At 70.0% G+C, this 18,709-nt stretch carries 14 protein-coding genes; 2 read left to right on the forward strand and 12 right to left on the reverse strand.

Translation table 11 applies throughout. The features are described 5' to 3' along the window. Positions 1 to 86: 86 nt before the first annotated feature. A complete protein-coding gene (locus M1D55_RS14810) occupies positions 87 to 488 on the reverse strand; it encodes a VOC family protein (RefSeq protein ID WP_232206530.1) in 402 nt (133 codons plus the stop codon). Between the two features lie 416 nt (positions 489 to 904). Here M1D55_RS14810 and M1D55_RS14815 point away from each other — a divergent pair, with 416 nt between their 5' ends. Both M1D55_RS14815 and M1D55_RS14820 read left to right on the forward strand, forming a co-directional pair. After that, complete coding sequence (locus M1D55_RS14815) at positions 905 to 1,606, forward strand: copper resistance protein CopQ (protein ID WP_456282476.1); 702 nt, start codon at positions 905 to 907, stop codon at positions 1,604 to 1,606. Between the two features lie 47 nt (positions 1,607 to 1,653). After that, positions 1,654 to 2,397: a TetR/AcrR family transcriptional regulator gene (locus tag M1D55_RS14820; RefSeq protein WP_064576026.1), complete on the forward strand. Its 744-nt coding sequence runs from the start codon at positions 1,654 to 1,656 to the stop codon at positions 2,395 to 2,397. Here M1D55_RS14820 and M1D55_RS14825 read toward each other — a convergent pair. The 11 genes from M1D55_RS14825 to M1D55_RS14875 form a co-directional block, all read right to left on the reverse strand. Then, a complete protein-coding gene (locus M1D55_RS14825; protein WP_064576029.1) occupies positions 2,378 to 2,680 on the reverse strand; it encodes a hypothetical protein in 303 nt (100 codons plus the stop codon). The genes M1D55_RS14820 and M1D55_RS14825 overlap by 20 nt on opposite strands. Then, positions 2,677 to 4,338 (reverse strand): cellulose biosynthesis protein BcsG, encoded by a 1,662-nt coding sequence (gene bcsG, locus M1D55_RS14830; RefSeq protein WP_456282477.1) that lies wholly within the window; start codon positions 4,336 to 4,338, stop codon positions 2,677 to 2,679. Before bcsG ends, M1D55_RS14825 begins: the two co-directional genes overlap by 4 nt. 54 nt (positions 4,339 to 4,392) lie before the next feature. After that, on the reverse strand, positions 4,393 to 6,960 hold the full coding sequence (bcsA, locus tag M1D55_RS14835; protein ID WP_456282478.1) for a UDP-forming cellulose synthase catalytic subunit: 2,568 nt from the start codon (positions 6,958 to 6,960) through the stop codon (positions 4,393 to 4,395). Continuing rightward, complete coding sequence (bcsQ, locus tag M1D55_RS14840; RefSeq protein ID WP_456282479.1) at positions 6,957 to 7,796, reverse strand: cellulose biosynthesis protein BcsQ; 840 nt, start codon at positions 7,794 to 7,796, stop codon at positions 6,957 to 6,959. The genes bcsA and bcsQ overlap by 4 nt, the downstream gene beginning before the upstream one ends. Next, complete coding sequence (locus M1D55_RS14845) at positions 7,793 to 7,996, reverse strand: hypothetical protein (RefSeq protein WP_456282480.1); 204 nt, start codon at positions 7,994 to 7,996, stop codon at positions 7,793 to 7,795. The genes bcsQ and M1D55_RS14845 overlap by 4 nt, the downstream gene beginning before the upstream one ends. Positions 7,997 to 8,003: 7 nt before the next feature. Then, on the reverse strand, positions 8,004 to 9,896 hold the full coding sequence (gene bcsE, locus M1D55_RS14850; protein ID WP_456282481.1) for a cellulose biosynthesis protein BcsE: 1,893 nt from the start codon (positions 9,894 to 9,896) through the stop codon (positions 8,004 to 8,006). A 16-nt stretch (positions 9,897 to 9,912) separates the two neighbouring features. Further along, a complete protein-coding gene (locus M1D55_RS14855) occupies positions 9,913 to 13,743 on the reverse strand; it encodes a cellulose synthase subunit BcsC-related outer membrane protein (RefSeq protein ID WP_456282482.1) in 3,831 nt (1,276 codons plus the stop codon). After that, complete coding sequence (bcsZ, locus tag M1D55_RS14860; protein WP_456282483.1) at positions 13,725 to 14,918, reverse strand: cellulose synthase complex periplasmic endoglucanase BcsZ; 1,194 nt, start codon at positions 14,916 to 14,918, stop codon at positions 13,725 to 13,727. The genes M1D55_RS14855 and bcsZ overlap by 19 nt, the downstream gene beginning before the upstream one ends. A 31-nt stretch (positions 14,919 to 14,949) precedes the next feature. Then, positions 14,950 to 17,244: a cellulose biosynthesis cyclic di-GMP-binding regulatory protein BcsB gene (gene bcsB / locus M1D55_RS14865; protein ID WP_456282484.1), complete on the reverse strand. Its 2,295-nt coding sequence runs from the start codon at positions 17,242 to 17,244 to the stop codon at positions 14,950 to 14,952. Between the two features lie 563 nt (positions 17,245 to 17,807). After that, entirely contained in the window at positions 17,808 to 18,191 is a 384-nt protein-coding gene (locus M1D55_RS14870; RefSeq protein WP_006577295.1) for a hypothetical protein, read from the reverse strand. Positions 18,192 to 18,284: 93 nt separating this feature from the next. Continuing rightward, entirely contained in the window at positions 18,285 to 18,665 is a 381-nt protein-coding gene (locus tag M1D55_RS14875) for an MliC family protein (RefSeq protein WP_456282485.1), read from the reverse strand. Positions 18,666 to 18,709 lie beyond the last annotated feature (44 nt).

The following is an 18,709-nucleotide window of genomic DNA, read 5'->3' on the forward strand; positions in this document are numbered from 1 at the left end:
CTGGCTTGCAGAAGCCACAGTTTCGTGACGTGACCAAGGGGGTGGGAGAGACGTAGTGGCAGGCGAGCGCTGTTACCCAGCCCGGCTCACCAACTGATCACCACCGCTTCCGACGATCGCTGGTGTGGCCCGTGGTAGACGGCCTCGACGTTGTTCCCATCCGGATCCAGCAGGAACGCGGCGTAGTAGCCGGGGTGGTAGGTGCGCTCGCCAGGGCCGCCGTTGTCGCGGCCGTCGGCGGCGAGGCCGGCCTTGTAGAAGGCCTCGACCGTGTCGCGGTCCTTGGCCTGGAAGGCGAAGTGGGCGTGGGTGATCTGTCCTGGCGTGCCTTCGTCGACCCACAGTTCGTCGGCGTAGAAGTAGCCATCGCCGTCGGTGATGGCGATGCCAAGCACGCCGAGTACCGCGCCGTAGAAGCGGCGGGAGGCGGCAAGGTCGTGAACTTTCAGGTGGAGGTGGTCGATCAGGCGGCCGCGTTGGATCTGCATGGAAGTCTCCTCGTGAAGGCAGGGAATCTCCGGTCCGATCCGAGGCCGCTTCGGCCTCGATGCGCTCGATACAGCCCTGAAGGACTCGGAGTGGACAGCGCTAAGTGCATTTTCCGGCGCCCCGCAAAGGGCCGTCCGGTATCGAAGCATTATGGGCGCCCGCGACCTTGACGGAAGCGCTCGAAAAAACTCCTTGACTATCTACCTAGTAGTAGATAAAGTAGGGCACATGGACGCGGCGCCGCACCGAAGAAGACGTGAAGCGGCACTCAAGTCCACGCAACAACCCCGGGAATCCGGGTTTTTTTCGAGTCAGGTTATCTATCTACTAGTAGATGCGGTTCGTAGATTCGACAGCCGGATTCCACACTGACCAATTCGATCCGCCAGGCGCGGATCCCCGAAAGGAGCTGATCATGACCAACCGTACCTTCGCCAAGTCCCTGTTGACCGCCGCCACCCTTGCCGCCGCTTTCGTCGCCGGTACCGCTCAGGCTGCGACCGTTCCCGCCGACAAGTACGGCTACGAATTCCGCGCCGGCGAGCGCAGCACCTATGTCGACGGTGCACGCAGCGGCGAGCGCAATACCTTCGTTGACGGCGCCCGCAGCGGCGATCGCAACACCTTTGTCGACGGCGCCCGCAGCGGCAAGGCGGATCCCTACACCGATGGCGCGCGTATCGTCGCCGGCCTGGATCGCACCGGCGTGTCGGCCAGCCCGGCCCGCAGCGTCGACCAGTACACCGACGGCGCCCGCAGCGTTGACCAGTTCACCGACGGCGCCCGCAGCGGCAAGTTCGATCCGTACACCGATGGGGCGCGCGTGCTCGCCGGCCTGGACCGCACCGGCGTGTCGGCCAGCCCGGCTCGTAGCGTCGACCAGTACACCGACGGCGCTCGCAGCGTCGATCAGTTCACCGACGGCGCGCGCAGCGGCAAGTTCGACCCGTACACCGACGGCGCTCGCATCGTCGCCGGCCTGGATCGCACCGGCGTTTCGGCCGAGCCGTCGCGCAGCCCGTACACCGACGGCGCCCGCCAGGGCCGCTTCGATGTCTTCACCGAAGGCGCGCGTCAGGGTCAGTTCGACGTCTTCACCGAAGGTGCCAACGTTTGAAGGGCAATACCGCAACGGCCGCTCGTGGTAGCGGGGGAGGGCATGTCATGAAAGACGCTTCGACTTCCCGCTCCGCCGGCCGGGGCCAGCCCGCCGGCGCCGGCGCGCCGGTGGCGACGGTGCGTGACCAGCTGCTCGAACACACGCTCGACCTGATCCGCAAGCGGGGCTTCAACGGCTTCAGCTATCGCGATCTGGCCGAGCGCGTCGGCGTCAAGACGTCGAGCATCCATTACTACTTCCCGACCAAGGAAGACCTGGCGCTGGAAGCGGTGAACGCCTACAGCGAACGCATCGCGCGCTATCTGGATGGCATCGATCCGACGCTGCCGCCGCTGCAGCAGGCAGAACGCTATCTGGCCTCGTGGCGGCGCGAATGCGGCGGGCAGCAGGTATGCCTGGCCGGCATGCTGTCGACCGAGGCCTTGTGCCTGCCGTCGGCGGTGCACCAGGCGCTGCAGGAATTCCATCGGATCCACGAAAGCTGGCTGACCGCGCTGTTGGAGCGGGCACGCGAGCAGAACGGCAGCGTGGCGCAGCCGACGATGGACTCCGCTGCCTTGGCGCAGGTGTTGTTTGCCGCCCTGCAGAACAGCCTGGTGTCCGTGCGGCTGTTCAATCAGCAAGAGCGCCTGGAGCCGGCGGCGAATCTGCTGCTGGCCGCGGTAGCGGGAGCCGATGCGCCGGTACGGTTGTCATCGGCATCCGTCTCGGCTTCGGCCCCGGCTTCGGCCACCGCCATGAACGAGCCGAGCACCGAGCCGCAGGCGCTCAACGCGGCGTCGGGCTGAGCTTCGGCGCTGTCCCGCTGGCGACGGCGAGGCCATCCGGCTCGCCGTCCTCGCCATAGCCCAGCCATCCCGCCAGCCGCGGCCAGCGCGTCGCGGCGGCTCGGGCCGCCTGGGCTTCCTGCTCGTCGACATAGCGTTGCGCGGCGAAGCCCGGCACCTTCATCGCCAATGCCTCGATATCGTTATTGGGCCGCGGCGCCTGCCGCGGTCGCATGTCGCGCCGCAGTCGGGCGCGCTTGCGCTGGCGCTCGCCGGTCTTGCTCACCTCGCCCCACTCGCTCATTTGCCGTCCACCCATACGCCGTCGGGCGTGCGTACCACGTAGCCGGTTCCGCGCTTCATCATCACGGTCGCCTCGTTCTCGCCGACCATGCGCGTCTGCGGCAGGTCCGCCGCGTACTGCGACGGCGCGGGGGCGCCTTGCCGGAACGGGCTGTCGGCGACCAGGTTCGACAACAGCTGCGACAGCGCCAGATAGCTGCTCGGCGCGTGGATCGTCACCGGGCCGTCGGGCGCCTTGTCGCTGCTGCCCGCATTAGCACCGGCATTAGCACCGGCATTAGCACCGGCATTTGCACCCGCATTGCCGCCTGCATCGGCACCCTGCAGCCCGATCAGCTTGACCCCCACCGGCACATGGACGATCCGCGGCGTGGGAATCTCGCGCATGCCGGCGATCTGGTTGGCATCGCCACGCAGCGCGGCGCCGTGCTCGGGCACGAACACCACCACCGCCTTGCGGCCAGACTGCGCGATCATCGCGATCAGCTTGTCGATATCGTCCAGCAGCCGCGTCAGCCGCAGCGGATACGACTGGATGCTGGTCAGCTTCGAATCCGGCAGGCGGTTGCCGTCGTGCAGCGTGACGGTGTTGTAGTACAGCGCCTGCGGTCCGCCGTTCTGCGCGAGCCGCGCCTTGTACCACTTCTCCAGCACCGCGTAGTCGCCGAGGATCGGCGAATTGTCGAAGGCGCGCATCGCCGGCGGCACGCCGTCGACCGGCACATGCGTGACGTTCGGAATGCCGATTTCCTTGTCGACGAAGCCGCGGAAATTGTCGAAGCGGCCATCGTGGTTCATCAGCACGCGCGTATCGAAGCCGGCCTGCGCCAGCGCCTCGAACAGATGGCATTGCGCCTGCGCCGGCGAGTACAGCGCCTGGTGCGGCTGCTGGCCGCAAGCCGCGCGCAGCAGCCGGATCGCGGCCGGACCGCTGTAGCTGGCCGCCGAGCTGAACTCGGTGAACAGATAGTCGAAGCGCGACAGCAGCGGGTGATTGCGCGCCTTGGCGACATCGAGATCGTCCCAGGACAGCGAGCAGACATGCAGCACGATGATGTCGAACTGGCTGTCGGGCGAGGCGCTGATCGGCGTGAACGCGACCTGGCGCGTGGCCTCCTGCGCGCGGAAGGCGTTCAGCTGCGCCTCGTTGTCGACCACTTCGGCCGGGCTGTCGATGCGCATGGTCGAGGCCGGGCGTTGCGCGCCGCGCGCCGCGCCGGTGCCGGTTGCCGCCGTCCCGGTCGACACCGTGCCGGCGCCTTGCCACAGCGGCACCACGATCAGCGCGAGCAGCACGAAGGTGGTGACGCGCACCCAGCGGTTGATCACCAGATAGCCCAGCGTGACGACGATCGCGCCCAGCACCAGGTTCGGACTAACGAAGCGCTGCAGCAGCTCGAGCAGATAGGCCGGCGTGAAGTCGCTGAGGTTCGAGAACTGCGACATCACGCGCGCGAACGGCGGCAGGTTCGATTCGTGGTACAGCAGCGCCACGCCCACCACCACCGCCAGCACCTGGCGCAGCACGCGCAGGCCGCGGTGTTCCAGCGGCAGCACCAGCCATAGCGCGAACAGCAAGTTGAGCAGCCAGCGCGGCTGCACCTGTCCGATCGCGAACAGGTACAGCTTGGCGGCGAAGTAGAGGTTCCAGAGTCCCATATGGATCGCAGGATTTGCAGTTCGGGCTGGTGATTGATCGAGACGGCGGCCGGCTCAGGACTGGCGCGTTCGCCGCCGCGCCAGCGCGGCCTCGAGCATGTCGAGCGCAGCATCGTACAGCCGCAGGAAGCCCTGATAGCCCATCTCGATGACCTCCTTGAGCCCGCGCAGCGGCGCATCGCGCGGCTGGTCGTCGAGCCAGTCGATCCAGGCATCGGCACGGCCGAAGGTGCACTGGATCAGCTGTGTCTCGGCTTCCGGGCTCAGGTCCTGCATCCGCACGCCGAGGTGGCGGTTGACGTTGCGCGCCACCGTCGCGGCGAAGTGATATTCGCGCGCGCCGCGCGACAGGCAGACGCCGACGCGGTCGCCCTCGCTGAGCGCCACGTCGATCGGCAGCAGCAGGCCCAGGCCGCCCAGCGAATAGTTCTCGGTCTTGCAGGCCAGCGTGGTGCCGTCCGGCAGCAGCAGCGTGGCCGGCACGCGCATTGGAATCCGGTGCGACACGCGTACTTGGCGCGCTTCCTTGGCGACGCCGATCGCGGCGCCCAGCATCAGCAGGTTGACGCTGGCCCAGACCATGTTCATCACCACGGTGCCGGGTTCGGTGGTGGTGCCCATCAGCAGCCGGCCCACGCCCATGCCGAGGCCGGCCACGTTCAGCGCGAGCAGCAGCAGATAGGGCTTGGAGATCGTCCAGTCCAGATAGTCGTCCTCGATCCGGCCGCCCTTGGCCGTCACGTTGAACTTGCCCAGCCGCGGGTTGATGAAGGCCATCGTGGTCGGCAGCACGATGTACCACGCCAGCACCGATTCGTAGACCTCGGCCCAGAACGAATGGCGGTACTTGCCCTGGATGCGGGAGTTGGTGATGTTGGCGATCACGAGGTAGGGCAGCACGTAGGCCGCAATCATCGCCGCGGAGGTGTTGATCACGTGCATGCCGAACACCAGATAGGCGAGCGGCATCGTCAGGAAGATCAGCCGCGGGATGCCGTAGAAGAAATGCAGCATCGCGTTCGAATAGCACAGCCGCTGGAACAGCTTGAGCCCCTTGCCGAACAGCGGATTGTCGATGCGGAAGATCTGCGCCATGCCGCGCGCCCAGCGGATCCGCTGGCCGATATGGCTGGCAAGGCTTTCGGTGGCCAGGCCCGCGGCCTGCACCGTGCGCAGATAGGCGGTGTTGTAGCCGCGGCGGTGCAGCTTGAGTGCGGTGTGCGCGTCCTCGGTCACGGTCTCGACCGCGATGCCGCCGATCTCGGCCAGCGGCGCGCGCTTGATCACCGCGCACGAGCCGCAGAAGAACGCGGCGTTCCACAGGTCGTTGCCGTCCTGGATCAGCCCGTAGAACAGGCTGCCCTCGTTCGGCACGCGGCGGAAGGTATCGAAGTTGCGCTCGAACGGGTCGGGCGAGAAGAAGTGGTGGGGCGTCTGCACCATCGCGCAGCGCGGATCGGCGATGAACTCGCCCATCGTCATCTGCAGGAAGGAGCGGGTCGGGATGTGGTCGCAATCGAAGATCGCGATGTAGTCGCCCTGCGTCACCGACAGCGCATGGTTGATGTTGCCGGCCTTGGCGTGGCGATTGTCGCTGCGCGTCAGGTAATGCACGCCGGCCTGCTCGGCGAAGGCCTGCATCTGCGGGCGGCGGCCGTCGTCGAGCAGGTAGATGTTCAGCTTGCCGCTGGGCCAGTCGAGGCTGCGCGCGGCGTAGACGGTCGGCTGCACGACCGACAGCGGCTCGTTGTAGGTCGGGATATAGACGTCGACCGTCGGCCATTGCGTGGGGTCGGCCGGCATCGGCTTGGGCCGGCGCGACAGCGGCCACGCGGTCTGCACATAGCCGAGGATCAGCACCAGCCAGGTATAGGCTTCCGCGGCAAACAGCAGATAGCCGATGGTGACCTCCATCGGCGTGGCAAGGTCCAGCGTCTCGGTGGCGCGCCACCAGATATAGCGCAGCGTCATCAGCAGCGACAGCGCCATCATCGTCAGCGTGGGGAAGCGCCCCGGGATCTTGCGCAGCACCATCACCGCGATCCAGACCAGCGCGAACACCGTCAGCTGTCCGCCCAGCGGCAGCGGCGTGGTGCACAACACCAGGCCGGTCAGCGCGGCCAGCACCAGCAGCGTGGGCGCGAGGCCCCGCACGCGGTGCACCAGTGCGGCCACGCGGGCCAGGCCGCTGCCGGCGCGCATCCAGTCGACCCGCGGCAGCCGCGCCGCGAGCCGGCGCCGCTTGCGCGCGACGTAGCGATAGGCTGGTTCGAGCCGATGGTCGAGCCAGCGGCGCAGCGCCGATTGCGGCGGCGCCTGGTCCGGTACGCTGCGCCGGCGCGTCGGCGCGGCCAGGCGCCGGCGCGCGCGAGGCGGCCGCACGAACAGCCGCCATACGCGGCGCGGCAGGCTGTGCCGCGGATCGATGCCAAGACGCTCGGCACCGCGCTGCGACAGCCAGGCCGCGAACTCGGCCGGCCAATCGCGCTTGCCGGGGCGCGCCGGGCGGAAGAACAGGCGCACCAGCCAGTCGCCGCGCGCGGGCTGCTCGCCAAGATCCAGTCCTTGGGCCAGCGCGGCACGCAGCCGCAAGGTCAGCTCGAGCAGCACGCCGAGAATCATCCGCGCGCCCCTGCGTGTTGCGCGGCGCCGGTCGCGGCCGCGATCCATTGCGACAGCCAGGCCGCGATGCCCTGCAGATCGTGCGCGGCCTGCGAATGCGGCATCGCGCGGCAGAAGTTCTCGCCGCGCGCCAGCGCTTCGGGCAGGCCGTGATCCAGATGGACCTGATAGGGCAGCAGCCGCTCGCGCAGCCGGGTGCGCAGCAGCGCCAGCACATCGCCATGCAGCTGGCGCGCCGGCTGGACCCGCGTTGCGACCACGCGATAGGGCAGGCCGATCCGTTCCAGCGCGTGCTGCAGTCTCGGCAGCGTGGCGCAGACTTCCGGCTCGGGCGGCGCCAGCACCAGCGCCAGATCGGCGGCGGCAAGCGCCTGCGCGGCATGCGGGGCGGGCCAGGCCGGCGTGTCGATCAGCACGATGCCGTCGTCTGGCAGGTCGACCTGCGCCAGCAGCGTGCGCAGCCAGTGCGGCCGCTCGAGCAGGCATCGCGTGGCGGCGGCCTCGGCGTCGGCGTCGGCGTCGGCATTGGCGCCACCGTCATTGCGATCGGCGCCGCCATGCACACCATCGGCCTGACCCCACGGCAGCAGCAGCACGTCGTCGTCGCTGCGCAGCGCCGCTGTGGCCCAGTCGCTCGCCGAGGGTCGCAAGGCCGCGTCGACCAGCCCGCGTTCGACGGGCTCGCGCAGGCCGAAATGCAGCCCCAGCAGATTGCGCGGATCGCACTCGAGCGCCAGCACGGCATGTCCGCGCCCGGCCAGCAGCGAGGCGAGCGCGGCGGTCATCGTGCTGCGGCCGGTGCCGCCGACCGGCGCGACGATGGCGATCGTCTTCATCGCGTGCCGTCCTTCGGCGCCTGCCACCGCTTGCCGCGGATCACGATGCCTTCGAGCTGGGGTGGCAGCCGCACCGCGCGGCGCTGCCTGGGCTGGAACCAGCGCGGCATCGCGCGCATCAGGTCCAGCTTCCAGATCAGCCAGGCGACGGGCGCGGCCAGGATCAGGCCCCAGATGAAATATCCGATAAAGATGCGCATGGCGAGGCTATTCCCTGGCTTTGAGCGGCACCGCGGCCGGCGTCGGCGCGGTGCGGGGTTTGGGGTGCGAGGCGCCGTGAGCCGATGCGGGCGGCCGCAGTACGTCCAATGGAGACAGCAGCGGCAGTGCGGGCCTGGCGCGTCCGGAGGACGGAACAGCGGCCGGCGCGGGCGCGGCTTCGTCTACCGGCATCGACGACGTCGGCGAGCGTTCCGCCTCGGCTTCCGCCGCCTGATCGTTCGCCTGTCCGTTCGCTTGCTCGCGCGCCTGCAGCGAGCCGCTGTAATCGGGCAGCGCTTGCTCCTGCGCCTGCTGCGCGAACGCGTTCAGCGCGGCCTCGATGGTCGGCGCGTCGCCGCAGCGCAGCTCGCCCGAGAACAGCGCCTCCAGCGGCCGCTGGAACACGCGCCGGCAGACCGCGTCGGCGTCGTCGAGCCGGCAGGCGAAGAAGAACACATAGACGCTGTCGCCGTCCGCGCTGCAGATATCGCCGGTGCGGTTCATCCGGCAGGCGCGCAGCGCGTCGATATGCGCGACCTCCGGCAGCAACGTGAGGCGCAACAGCACATGCGGCAGCCGGATCGTGCGGCCCTGTTCGACCGCGCCGCGCACCGTGTCGATGAACTCGGCCGGCGGCACATAGCCGATCGCCGAGCCGGTCAGCACCGCCGATAGCGCGGTGCGGTAGTCCGCCGGCAGCGGGCGCGAGAACACCTGGCCCTGCACGCCTTCGAGCATCGCCTGGACACGCGCAAACGGTGTGCGCCGCGCGACCACCAGATTGGCGCCCAGATTGAGCAGCAGCAACTCGTAGTGCTGCCGCATCGCCTCCTGGTCCTCGCGCACCACGATCTTCAGCGCGCTGCCGCGCGTGCGCCGCAGCCGGTGCACCTGTTCGGCCAGCGTCTCGAAGGCGCGGTTGCCGTGGTAGTGCAGCAGCACGGTCGCCGCCACCGCGCCGCTGGCGCTCGCCACCGCGGCCTCGTTGCTGTCGACCAGCTGCCAGGACTCGGGCACCCAGCGCTCGTGCGCGACCGCATCGCGGCAGACGATCACGCGGTGTTCGTCGGGCGCCAGCAGGCCGGCCGCCGCGGCATCGCCGCCTTCGCCTTCCGCGCCGGCGCCGCTGACCATCAGCCGGTGCTCGTCGGCGGCGAAGCGCAGCGGCAGCGAGCGGCTGGCGAGCACCGCCTCGCGATCGCGCCAGAACGCGACCTCCCAGGTGAACTGGCCCTGCACCTGCGCCAGATGCGCGGCGCCGGCAAAGCGCGCGTGCAGGCTGCCCAGATCGGCGGGCCGCCGGGTCTCGTCGATATCGTCGGTCGGCGGGGCGAGCACCAGCAGCAGCGACAGCCGTTCGCGCACGCACCACGCCGCCAGCCGCGCGCCTTCGCGCGACAGGCGCGCGCCGTCGTCCCACGAAAAGCACGCTTCGGCGCCCTCGACCATCACCACGCTGTGGCGGGCCGCGCATTGGTCGGCCAGGGCCTGCAGCGCATCGATCAGCGTGTCGATGTCGGCGCCGCGCTCGTCCACGCGCAGCCCGCACAGATTGGCGCGATGATGCAGCGCGCCGCCGACGTCGATATCGAGCCCGTGTTCGCGCAGCGCCTGCGCGATGCCGTCGGCCGGACGGGCGGACAGCACCGTGGCCGGACCGCGCAGCGCGGTGGCGGCGGTCTGCCAGAACAGCGCATCGCGCGCCGGCGACGGCGCGGCATAGACGATATGCGCATGGCCAGGCGCCAGCGTGGCCAATTCGGCCGGCAGGCCGTCGATCGCCAGCGCGGGACGTGCCTGCAGCCGCGCGAACAGCGCCGAGCGCGGCGGCGCGGGCGCGGTCGATGCAGCGGAGTCCGGGGTCAGGGAGGTAGCAGCGGGCCTCGTCGATGGGTTCATGATGCGTCGATCCGATCTAGTACGAGGAATACGGCCGCACCGGCTCGGGCGGGAAGGGCACCGGTCCGCGTTGCGGTTCGAAGTGATAGCGCAGATAGGCGATCGCGCGATTGGGCGCGTAGTCGCGCGAACGGTCGATCTGCAGCGCCATGCCGGCGACCCACTTCGGCGCGAAGCGATATTCGACCGCGGCCAGCGCGGTATAGCTGAAGCCGCCGCCGCTGCCGCCGCGGAACGACCGATTGCCAGCCAGGGCCTGCAGGTCCGGCCGGGTCGGATAGAACGGCATGTCCTTCTCGTAGGTATCCGACCAGCCGGCCGAGCCGCCCAGCCGCCACGACCAGGCGCCGCGCCGCCCGGTCCATTCGAGCGGCACCGACAGCGACAGATAGCGCTGCGGGCTGTAATAGCCGCCATGGCCGAAGGTGTAGTAGCGCAGGTTTTCCTGATAGCGCCAGTAATTGACCACCAGGCCGCTGGTCACGCGCTGGTTGCGCGCCTGCAGCAGCGGCCAGTCGAAGCCGGCGCGTACCGTCAACTCGCGATTGGTGCGGACGTTATGCCCGGTCAGCACGCCGGCGCCGACGGTGGCGAACAGGCTGCCGCGGCCGACATCGCGCGAATAGCCGAGCGTGATGCCGTTGCGCACCACGCCGCCCCAGCGTTCGCCGCTGGCCGGATCGATCGCGCCCGCGTAGGAAATCAGGCTGCTGGTCACCGCGCGGCGCGATACGTCGATGGTGGCCGAGGCGCGGTTCAGTTCGGCGCGATAGCGCAAGCCGCCGACCACGGACTGCTGCAGGAAGCCGAGCGGCGTCGTGCCGAGGTCGGCGCGCCAACTGTCGTAGGCGCCGTTGTACGCATAGCCGGCGGCCAGTGCCACGCCCTTGTCGCTTTGCCCGCGCGGCGCGATGCCGGCGCTGCCGCGCGCGGCGATCTGGCCGAACTCTTCGGCGCCGCTGGCGTCCATGCGCAGCGTGCCGGCATCGAGCAGCACGGTGTCGGCGTGGAAGAACACGTGGCCGGTGTAGCCATGCGGCATCCGCACGTACAGCGGGATTTCGGTCGCACTCAGTTCCGAGATGCCGCTGTCGCCGGACTTGCGCGAGAACAGCGTGGCGGTGGCGACCTGGCCGTCGCGGCGCGCATCGAGGTCCTGCAGCGCGCGCTGCGCGGCGGTGCCGCCGGCCGCGGGGGCCGCGGCTTCGGCCTGCTCGAGCGTGCGGGCTTGCCGGTACAGCGAGGCCGCGTCGTCGAAGCGGCCCCCGGACTGCGCGATCCGTCCCTGCTGCACGACGATATCCGCGCGCTCGGGATAGCGCTGGCGCAGGGGGTCGACCACCGCGGCCGCTTCATCGTCGCGGCGCAGCGCCGTCAGCCGCCGCGCTGCCGAGAGCCGCGTGTCGATATCGTCGTTCGCCGCGCCGGCCAGCACGTCGCGCACGATGCGCAGCGCCTCGTCGTTGCGTCCCGCGCGCTCGGCCAGCCGCGCCAGCGTCAGCCGCGCGGCGGCATCGTCGGGGTTCCGTGCCAGCACCGTGCGGGCGGCCGCAGCGGCGCCGTCGAGATCGCCCTGGCGCTCGCGCACGTCGGCCAGCGCCAGCGACCAGCGGGGGTCCTGCTGTTGCTCGGCCGGCACCGCCGCCAATACGCGCAGCGCCCCGGCAGGATCGTCGTCATCGAGACGGCGGTCGGTATCGCGCAGCGCGAGCCGCAGCGCCTGGTCGTCGAGCGCGGCGCGCTGCGCGGGCTCGAAGGCGCCGCGTTGGCCGCGGCTTTGCATGTCGCGATCCCGCAGGTCGTCGAGCCAGGCACGCAGCGCCTCGTCGCGCCCGGCGGCGGCGAGCAGTTCGCCGTAGCGCAGCCGCACGCCGATCGCCGGATCGTCGGGATGGGCGGCCAGCCACTGCTGCACCAGCCCGAGCCCATAGTCGGACTCGCCGAGCGCGATCGCTTCGCGGCCGACGGTGGCCAGCATCTGCGGATCCGCCTGCGTCGCGTCCGCGGCCTGCCGCAGCAGCGCGCGGGCCTCGTCGTGCCGGCCGGCGGCCAGCGCCAGGCGGCCCTGCCGCAGCAGCAGCTGCGCGCGCAGATTGCCGCCGAGCTCGCGCATGCCTTCGGTGCGCTCCGCTTCCGGAATCTGCGCGAGCAGCGCGGCCGCGGCATCCGGGTCGTCGACGGAATTCAGGTACAACGCGCACGCATAGCGCATGTCGGCGTTCGGCGCGAGGCGCAGGCCTTCGTCCATGGTCTCGCGGCCCAGCGCCGGCAGCCCGAGATCGCGATAGGCCCGTGCCAGCGTGTAGCGTGTCCACGGTGCGTCGGGGGTCAGCCGCAGCGCTTCCTCGAGTCGGGCGATGGCCGGGCTCGCGCGGCGCTCGGCCAGCAGCTGGTCGGCCTGCCGCGTCAGCAGCTCGGCGCGCAGTTGGCGCAGCGTCTGCGCATTCGCGGGCGATGTCTGCAGGCGCGCCTCGGTGGCGGCCAGCAGTGGATCGATCTCGGCCACGCGGCCGTTGTTCTGCAGCAGCGTCACCAGCCGGCGCAGCGCGCCGGGGTCGGGCATGCGGCCGGCGAGCTGCTGGCGCAGCAGCGTCTCGGCCTCGGCCTCACGCTGCTGCGCGACCAGCGCGTCGGCCAGGATCACCAGCGCATCGGCGTTGTCCGGTTGGCGCGCCAGCGCCTGTCGGGCCAGCGTTTCGGCTTCGCCGGGCTTGCCCTGCGTGCCGGCCAGCCGCGCACGGGCGATGGTGCCCCAGAAGGTCGCGGTGTCCAGCAGGCTGCGCCATTTGTTGCGCTGCTCGGGATCGAGCTGCAGCGCGCGCGAAAACAGGGCGCGCGCCTCGTCGTGCCGGCCCTCGCGCAGCCGCACCAGCCCGAGGCCGCCGACCACCTCGGCATCGTTGCCGCGCGTGCGCATCGCCTGCTCGAAAGCCGCCTGCGCTTCGGCAAGATTGCCGCGCTCGAGCTGCCGCAGGCCCCGCTGGCGTGCCTGGTAGGCGGGATCGGCCAGCATGCGCCGATGCGCTTCGCGCTTGCGGTCGAGCTCGGCCAGCGTCTGCCGCGCGATGTCGTCGTCGGGCACTTCCTGCAGATAACGCTCGAACCAGACCGCGTAAGCCGGATCGTCGCTGACGCGATACAGCGTGCGGCGCCAGATATCGAGCGCGGTCTTGCGGTCGGCGTCGGTGCGCTGGCTCAGCCGGTACAGCAGGCCGAGGCCTTCGGCGCGCGTGGCGGGGCGGTCGGTCAGCAGGTCGCCCAGCACCAGCGCGAGGCGGGCGTCGTCTGGCCGCTGCGCCAACTGCCGGCGCAGTTCCGCGATCGCGCGCGGACGGCCCGCGTCGGTGCCGGCCAGGATGCGGTAGTAGTCGATTCCCAGCTCGCCCTGCGGCGGCCCGTCGGGAAACAGCTTCTGCAGGCGTTCGAGCGCTTCCTTCTCGTTGCCGCCGCGCGCGAGCATGCGCACCGTTGCCATTTCGCGCTTGTCCTGCGTGGCGATGCGATAGCTGTCCTCGAGCTCGCGCGTGGCCGGGTGCTTCGGATGGTGCTGGCGCAGGCGCTGCAGGATCCGTTGTGCTTCGGCAGGGCGGTTCGAACGCAGCTCGATCTGCGCCAGCAATAGCAGCGCATCGGGCTGCTGCGGCTCGATCGTCAGGATCTTGTCGAGCGCGCCGCGCGCCAGATCGGCGCGGTTCTTGGCCTCCCACATGCGCGCCGACGACAGCAGGCGCGCCAGCTCCGCGTTGATGGAGGGGGCGACGGCGGGCGCAGCGGCGGTCTGCGCGGTGGCCGGCAGCGCGGGAACGAGCAGCACCGCGGCGGCGGGAATCAGCGGCGAGCGGGGCATGTCGCGGTCCAGGCCGGCGTCAGCGCGCCATCGGCTTCGAAACGGTACAGGCCATCGAGATGGCCGAGCGCGAACAGCGCCAGCACCTGGCTGTAGTAGCCCAGCGGCTGTTCGGCGGCCAGCTTGCGCATCCGCTCCACCTGCCGCTGCGCGGCGCCAGCTTCGCCGAGCGCGGCCAGATACGGCGCGACCGCGGCGGAAAAGCCAGCATTGCCGGAGTTCGGCCCGACGGAGCCGGAGCGCGTATCGACGCGTTCGGGCGGGTGTCCCTGTGCGATGGTGTAGTCCGCCATCGGCCGATAGGTCTTCAGCAGCGGCGCGCGCAAGGGGTCCTGCGGCGACAGCATGCCGGCCCACAGATAGACGCGGATCGCGTTGTAGGCGCCTTCCGCCTGCGTCTGCTGGTCCGGACGGAAGCCCGGTTTGGCGCCGCCGTGATATTCGACCCAGTCCGGCGAAAAGCCGCGCGGCGCGGTATCGAGCAGCAGACGCGCCGAACTGGACAGCAGCTGCGCCCATTCCGGCTGTTGCGGCCACAGCGTGGCGAAGCGGCGCATCAGCTGCGGCGGCACATAGCTCGGATTGAGCCGCCACAGCGTCGGCGAAGGATGAAAGCCCACCGGGCCGGGCAGCAGCGTGCGGCCCAGCCCCGGCAGCAGCGCGCTTTCACGCTGCAGCACCTGGCGCGCGATCACGGTGCCGAGCGCGGTGTAGCGGCGCTCCTGCCAGAGCCGGCCGGCCTCGAGCAGCGCGTAGGCGATCCACAAATCGGCGTCGGAGGCGGGGTTGCTGTCGAGCACACCCCAGCTTTCCGGCTTGCCGCCGGCCGCCTCGCGCTTGCCCCAGATCCACGCAGGCAGGCGCGAAGCGAGGTCGCCTTCGGCCAGGTTGTTCTCGGTCCAGGCCAGCAGCCGCTCGAACGTTGGCCGGTCGTTGGCGACCAGCGCGAAGAACAGCGCATAGGCCTGTCCCTCGGACACCGTGGTCTGCTGCGGCGTGCTGGCGTCGATCACGCGGCCGTCGGCGCTGACCGTGTCGCGCTTGAAGCTGTCCCAGGCGGGCCAGGGGCAGGAGGCCGCGGCACAGCTGAGCGACGCCGTCAGCAGCGCCGCGCCGAGCAGCGCGCGCGAAGCCACCGCGAGCCGGCGGAGGTTGCCGCGCAGGCACGCAGCCATCGCGAACCCCGCCATCGCGAACCTCGCCATCTCAGCCCCCGTTGCGCCGCGCGGCCAGCCGGGACAGCGCCCAGAACGCGCTCAGCGCCACCGCGAGGCCGGCCAGAATGCCGGCGATGCCGAGGAAGACCGGGTGCGAGGACACCCGCACCCAGACCCGCGCATACCAGGGGAAATCGCCGACGAAATAGCGCTCGCCGAGCCGCAGGCCTTCGACTTCCTTCGCACGCACCACGGTCAGGTCGCCGCGGATCTGCGCGACCTTGGCCGGATCGTCGAGGGCATCGAGCACATCGCCGAGCCGGTCGGCCTCGGTCGCGGTCACCGCGACCACGCTGTGCCGTTCGCGAAAAGGCGATTCGAAGCCGACCAGCGCGGCCAGCGGACCGCCGGCCGACAGGATTGCGCGCCCTGCCGGCGTCATCGCCTCCGGTTCGCTGTCGCTGAGCCAGTTCGACCATGCGCTGGCGCGCTGGTCGCGCAGCGCCATCTCGGTCTTGCCGCGCGCGATCATCAGCGGCAGCGACTTGCCCCAGCGCGCCAGCAGTTCGCCGGCGCTGCCGTTGCCGACGATCAGCAGATTGCGCTGGCCGACCGATTCGACGTCCCTGGCAGGCACCACCGTGACGCGCAGCGCCGGCAGCCCGGTCCAGCGGCCCATATGGCCGAGCAGCGTCAGCAGGGCTTCCTGGTCGATCGCGCGCGGCGCGTCTGGCAGCACCACCGCGGTGTCGGCCAGATCGGCCAGCCGCGTGAACGGATAACCGCTGTTGGCGAAGAAGGCCAGGTTCGGCATCGCGGCATAGTGCGCGAAGCCGCTGAAGTCGATGGTCGAGTCCGGATCGATCGCCGCGCGTGCGACCTTTGCCGGCGTCGACGCGCACAGGCCGGTCTTCTGCGAGTCCAGATGGAAGCGGAACTGCATCTGGTTGTCGCTGCCGACGCGGAAGGCCGGCACGCGGATCGCGTTGGAGACCACCGCGTCGCTGCCCGACAGCAGCGGCACGCTGACCAGATTCTCGTCGTCGCTGCCCGACAGCGGCCGCAAGCGATACGAGCGCACCAGCTGCTCGTTGATATCGACGTTCAGCACCGAGTCGTTGTAGGTCGACGGCGCGGTATAGCGGTATTTGAGGTTCAGCGGCACGCTGCGCTGGTTCCAGCCGTACAGGTCGGCCGGCACGCGCAGGTTGACGCGGATCGCCTGCGGGTCGTTGCCCGACACCTGCAGCTGCTGCGGATCGGTGACGAGCTCGCGGAACAGCACCGGACGATCGACCGGCGCCCAGTTCGGCGCGTCATAGGGGGCGCGCGGCGGGCCCAGGTCGACGCTCTGGATCGACGCCTGGCGGCCCGACATCGCGGCCTTGCCGAGCACCAGCGCGTTGGCCGCGGTCGTCAGCTCCTCGGCATTGCGGCCGGCGACCACCAGCAGCTTGTGGTCGGGACTGTTCGGATTGGGCATCACCGTGACCGTCGGGCCGGCGATCTCGCGCAGTCCCAGCGCGGCGGCGGCGGGGCCGGGCAACGTCAGCATGATCGCGTGCTGGCCGGCCGGCGCACTGCGCGCCACCGGGAAGCGCGCGCCGCGATAGTCGGCCAGCGCGCCCAGCCACGACGCCACCACGCCGGCCGCGCGCAGCGTCGCCATGTCGGCGTTCTCCGCGAGCACGAACGGCACGGTGACGCGGCGATTGTCGCGGCGATCGAAGAAAGGCAGCGGCAGCAGCGCCAGATTGTCCGGCAGCCGCAGCGCGGCGGTGGTCAGCGTCAGCGCGCTGTTGGCGCTGATATCCGTCCACAGCGCCGAATGCGCGGCGTCCTCGCAGTGGTCCACCGTGTAGTGGCCGATGAATTCGATCGCCAGCCGATTGAAGTCGGTAAACAGCCGCGGCTCGAGCGGAATGTCGCGTGTGACCTGCTGGCCCGCGCGATTCGCCTCGAGCGGCAACGTGGCGACGACCTCGTCGTTCAGCTTGATCTTCAGATGCGACAGCGGATAGATCAGCGAGGGCGAGTAGGTGTAGTGCAGCCGCAGCGTGGCGCTGGTGACGACCTCGTCCGCACGGATGCCGACATTGAGCACGCGTTCGGGATCGAGACCGCGCAGCGCGATCGGGCCATAGGCGCCCATTTCGGCGACCGTCAGCACCTGGCGGCGGGCCGCCGTGCCGGCCGGCGCGGACGCGGCAGCGGCCGGCGCGCTGACGCCGGGCGTGGCGCCGCCATTGCTGCTCGGGCCTTCGACTGCAGAATTCGGGGAGGCGGGTTGGGAGTGGGCCGGCGGCAGTGCCATCGCGGCCAGAAGCCATGCCGTGGTCAGCATGGCGCCACGCCGGCGCGGCGTGGCGACAGTCGAATCGATCCTCGTCATCAATGCCAAATAAACGGTGAACGCCCGCTGTGCGTCCGTCTGGCCAGGTTCCCCTCGGTAGCTGCGGCGGGGGCGGCGCTCTGTGCAATACGATGCGCCTTGTCGGGCGGAGTCTACACCAATGTCGCACGCCGTCCGCTCGCGCAGACCGCGGGCGCAACAAAAACGTCCGCCTTGGGGGCGGACGTTGGATCGTTGCCACATTGGGGCATGGCCGACGGCGAGAGGGTCGCGCGGACCGTCGCGGAAGCCGCCGGCCATGCCCAGGGATCAGTGCGCGAACAGCCAGATCAGGACCAGCACGAAGGCGGGTACACCCAGCAACCAGGCGAGGATATAAGGCATGGTTTCGCTCCTTGTCGTGAACTCCATGGCTTCACTATAGGGAGCGCGGCCGGGGCCTACTGTCGGGACCCCTCCGCTAGGCTTGTAGGACTGGGCCGACCGGCTGTCCGACGGGCTGCCCGCATGGGGGCTGCATATCGGTGCGCTGCATCAATGCGCACCGTGCCCGCTCAATCCTCGTCATCCTCGCTGTCGAGGAAGTCGCGCCGGATCATCCAGTTGCGGATGGCCTCGTCGCAGACCTTCTTCAGCTTCTGGCGGTCCGGCAACTTGTCGAACAGCTCGAAATTGACCAGCGCCATGCCTGCATCGGTGATGTAGAACAGGCGCGCGGGATCGTCGTAGTGGACGATGCGGCCGTCGATGTCGGAGTCGTCGCTCTCGGTCGGCATGTCCTCCAGCTCGACCACGCGGCAGGTGAAGCGCGGGCTGCGGGTATGGGTCAGATACTCGAATTCGTCGTGCATCACTTCGCCCCCCTTGCCGGTGGCGATGGCGAAGCCCCAGATGAAGCGGGGCATCGGCAGATCGGACAGATCGTCTATCTCGTCCATGGTGTTCTCCCTGATTCGATGACCCGCATTATCGCTCGGACACCATGGTCCCGCCCACCATTCACCAATCCCTCGCGGACTGGCGCGGCGCGCCTATCGTTGCGCGCGGCAGTTCGCGTAGACCGGCGGCGCGTTTTCGCCCTGCGTGGCGTCCTGCAGCATGGCCTCGTCGCCCTTGGTCCACCAGACGTGCTGGCCATGCGCGTAGCGTGCCCCGGACGCGCTGAGGACGGTGACGAACAGCAGCGGCTTGCCGTCGAGCCGCAGGATCGCGATCTGGTTATCGGCGCTGTTGAAATAGCGCGCGGTCAGCCGTTTGTCGTCGTCGCAGCGGTAATGCACGGTGATCGGTGGGTCGAAGCGCACGCCGTCGATGCCGGGGCGGGCCTGTGCCGGCGCGGTGAACGAGGCGGCCGCGAGCAGCGCGGCGCAGGCCATCAGCGCGGCGCGGCGAAAGGGGAGGGGCTTGACCATGTCGGTGGGTTCCTGCGGGGAGACGGTCCAGGTGCAATCGATCA

The sequence above is a fragment of the Cupriavidus sp. JZ107 genome (assembly GCF_053903255.1).

Coding starts and splice junctions, on each gene's coding strand:
- M1D55_RS14810 (WP_232206530.1), bottom strand. CDS start 488: ATGCAGATCCAACGCGGCCGCCTGATCGACCACCTCCACCTGAAAGTT.
- M1D55_RS14815 (WP_456282476.1), top strand. CDS start 905: ATGACCAACCGTACCTTCGCCAAGTCCCTGTTGACCGCCGCCACCCTT.
- M1D55_RS14820 (WP_064576026.1), top strand. CDS start 1,654: ATGAAAGACGCTTCGACTTCCCGCTCCGCCGGCCGGGGCCAGCCCGCC.
- M1D55_RS14825 (WP_064576029.1), bottom strand. CDS start 2,680: ATGAGCGAGTGGGGCGAGGTGAGCAAGACCGGCGAGCGCCAGCGCAAG.
- bcsG (WP_456282477.1), bottom strand. CDS start 4,338: ATGGGACTCTGGAACCTCTACTTCGCCGCCAAGCTGTACCTGTTCGCG.
- bcsA (WP_456282478.1), bottom strand. CDS start 6,960: ATGATTCTCGGCGTGCTGCTCGAGCTGACCTTGCGGCTGCGTGCCGCG.
- bcsQ (WP_456282479.1), bottom strand. CDS start 7,796: ATGAAGACGATCGCCATCGTCGCGCCGGTCGGCGGCACCGGCCGCAGC.
- M1D55_RS14845 (WP_456282480.1), bottom strand. CDS start 7,996: ATGCGCATCTTTATCGGATATTTCATCTGGGGCCTGATCCTGGCCGCG.
- bcsE (WP_456282481.1), bottom strand. CDS start 9,896: ATGAACCCATCGACGAGGCCCGCTGCTACCTCCCTGACCCCGGACTCC.
- M1D55_RS14855 (WP_456282482.1), bottom strand. CDS start 13,743: ATGCCCCGCTCGCCGCTGATTCCCGCCGCCGCGGTGCTGCTCGTTCCC.
- bcsZ (WP_456282483.1), bottom strand. CDS start 14,918: ATGGCTGCGTGCCTGCGCGGCAACCTCCGCCGGCTCGCGGTGGCTTCG.
- bcsB (WP_456282484.1), bottom strand. CDS start 17,244: ATGCTGACCACGGCATGGCTTCTGGCCGCGATGGCACTGCCGCCGGCC.
- M1D55_RS14870 (WP_006577295.1), bottom strand. CDS start 18,191: ATGGACGAGATAGACGATCTGTCCGATCTGCCGATGCCCCGCTTCATC.
- M1D55_RS14875 (WP_456282485.1), bottom strand. CDS start 18,665: ATGGTCAAGCCCCTCCCCTTTCGCCGCGCCGCGCTGATGGCCTGCGCC.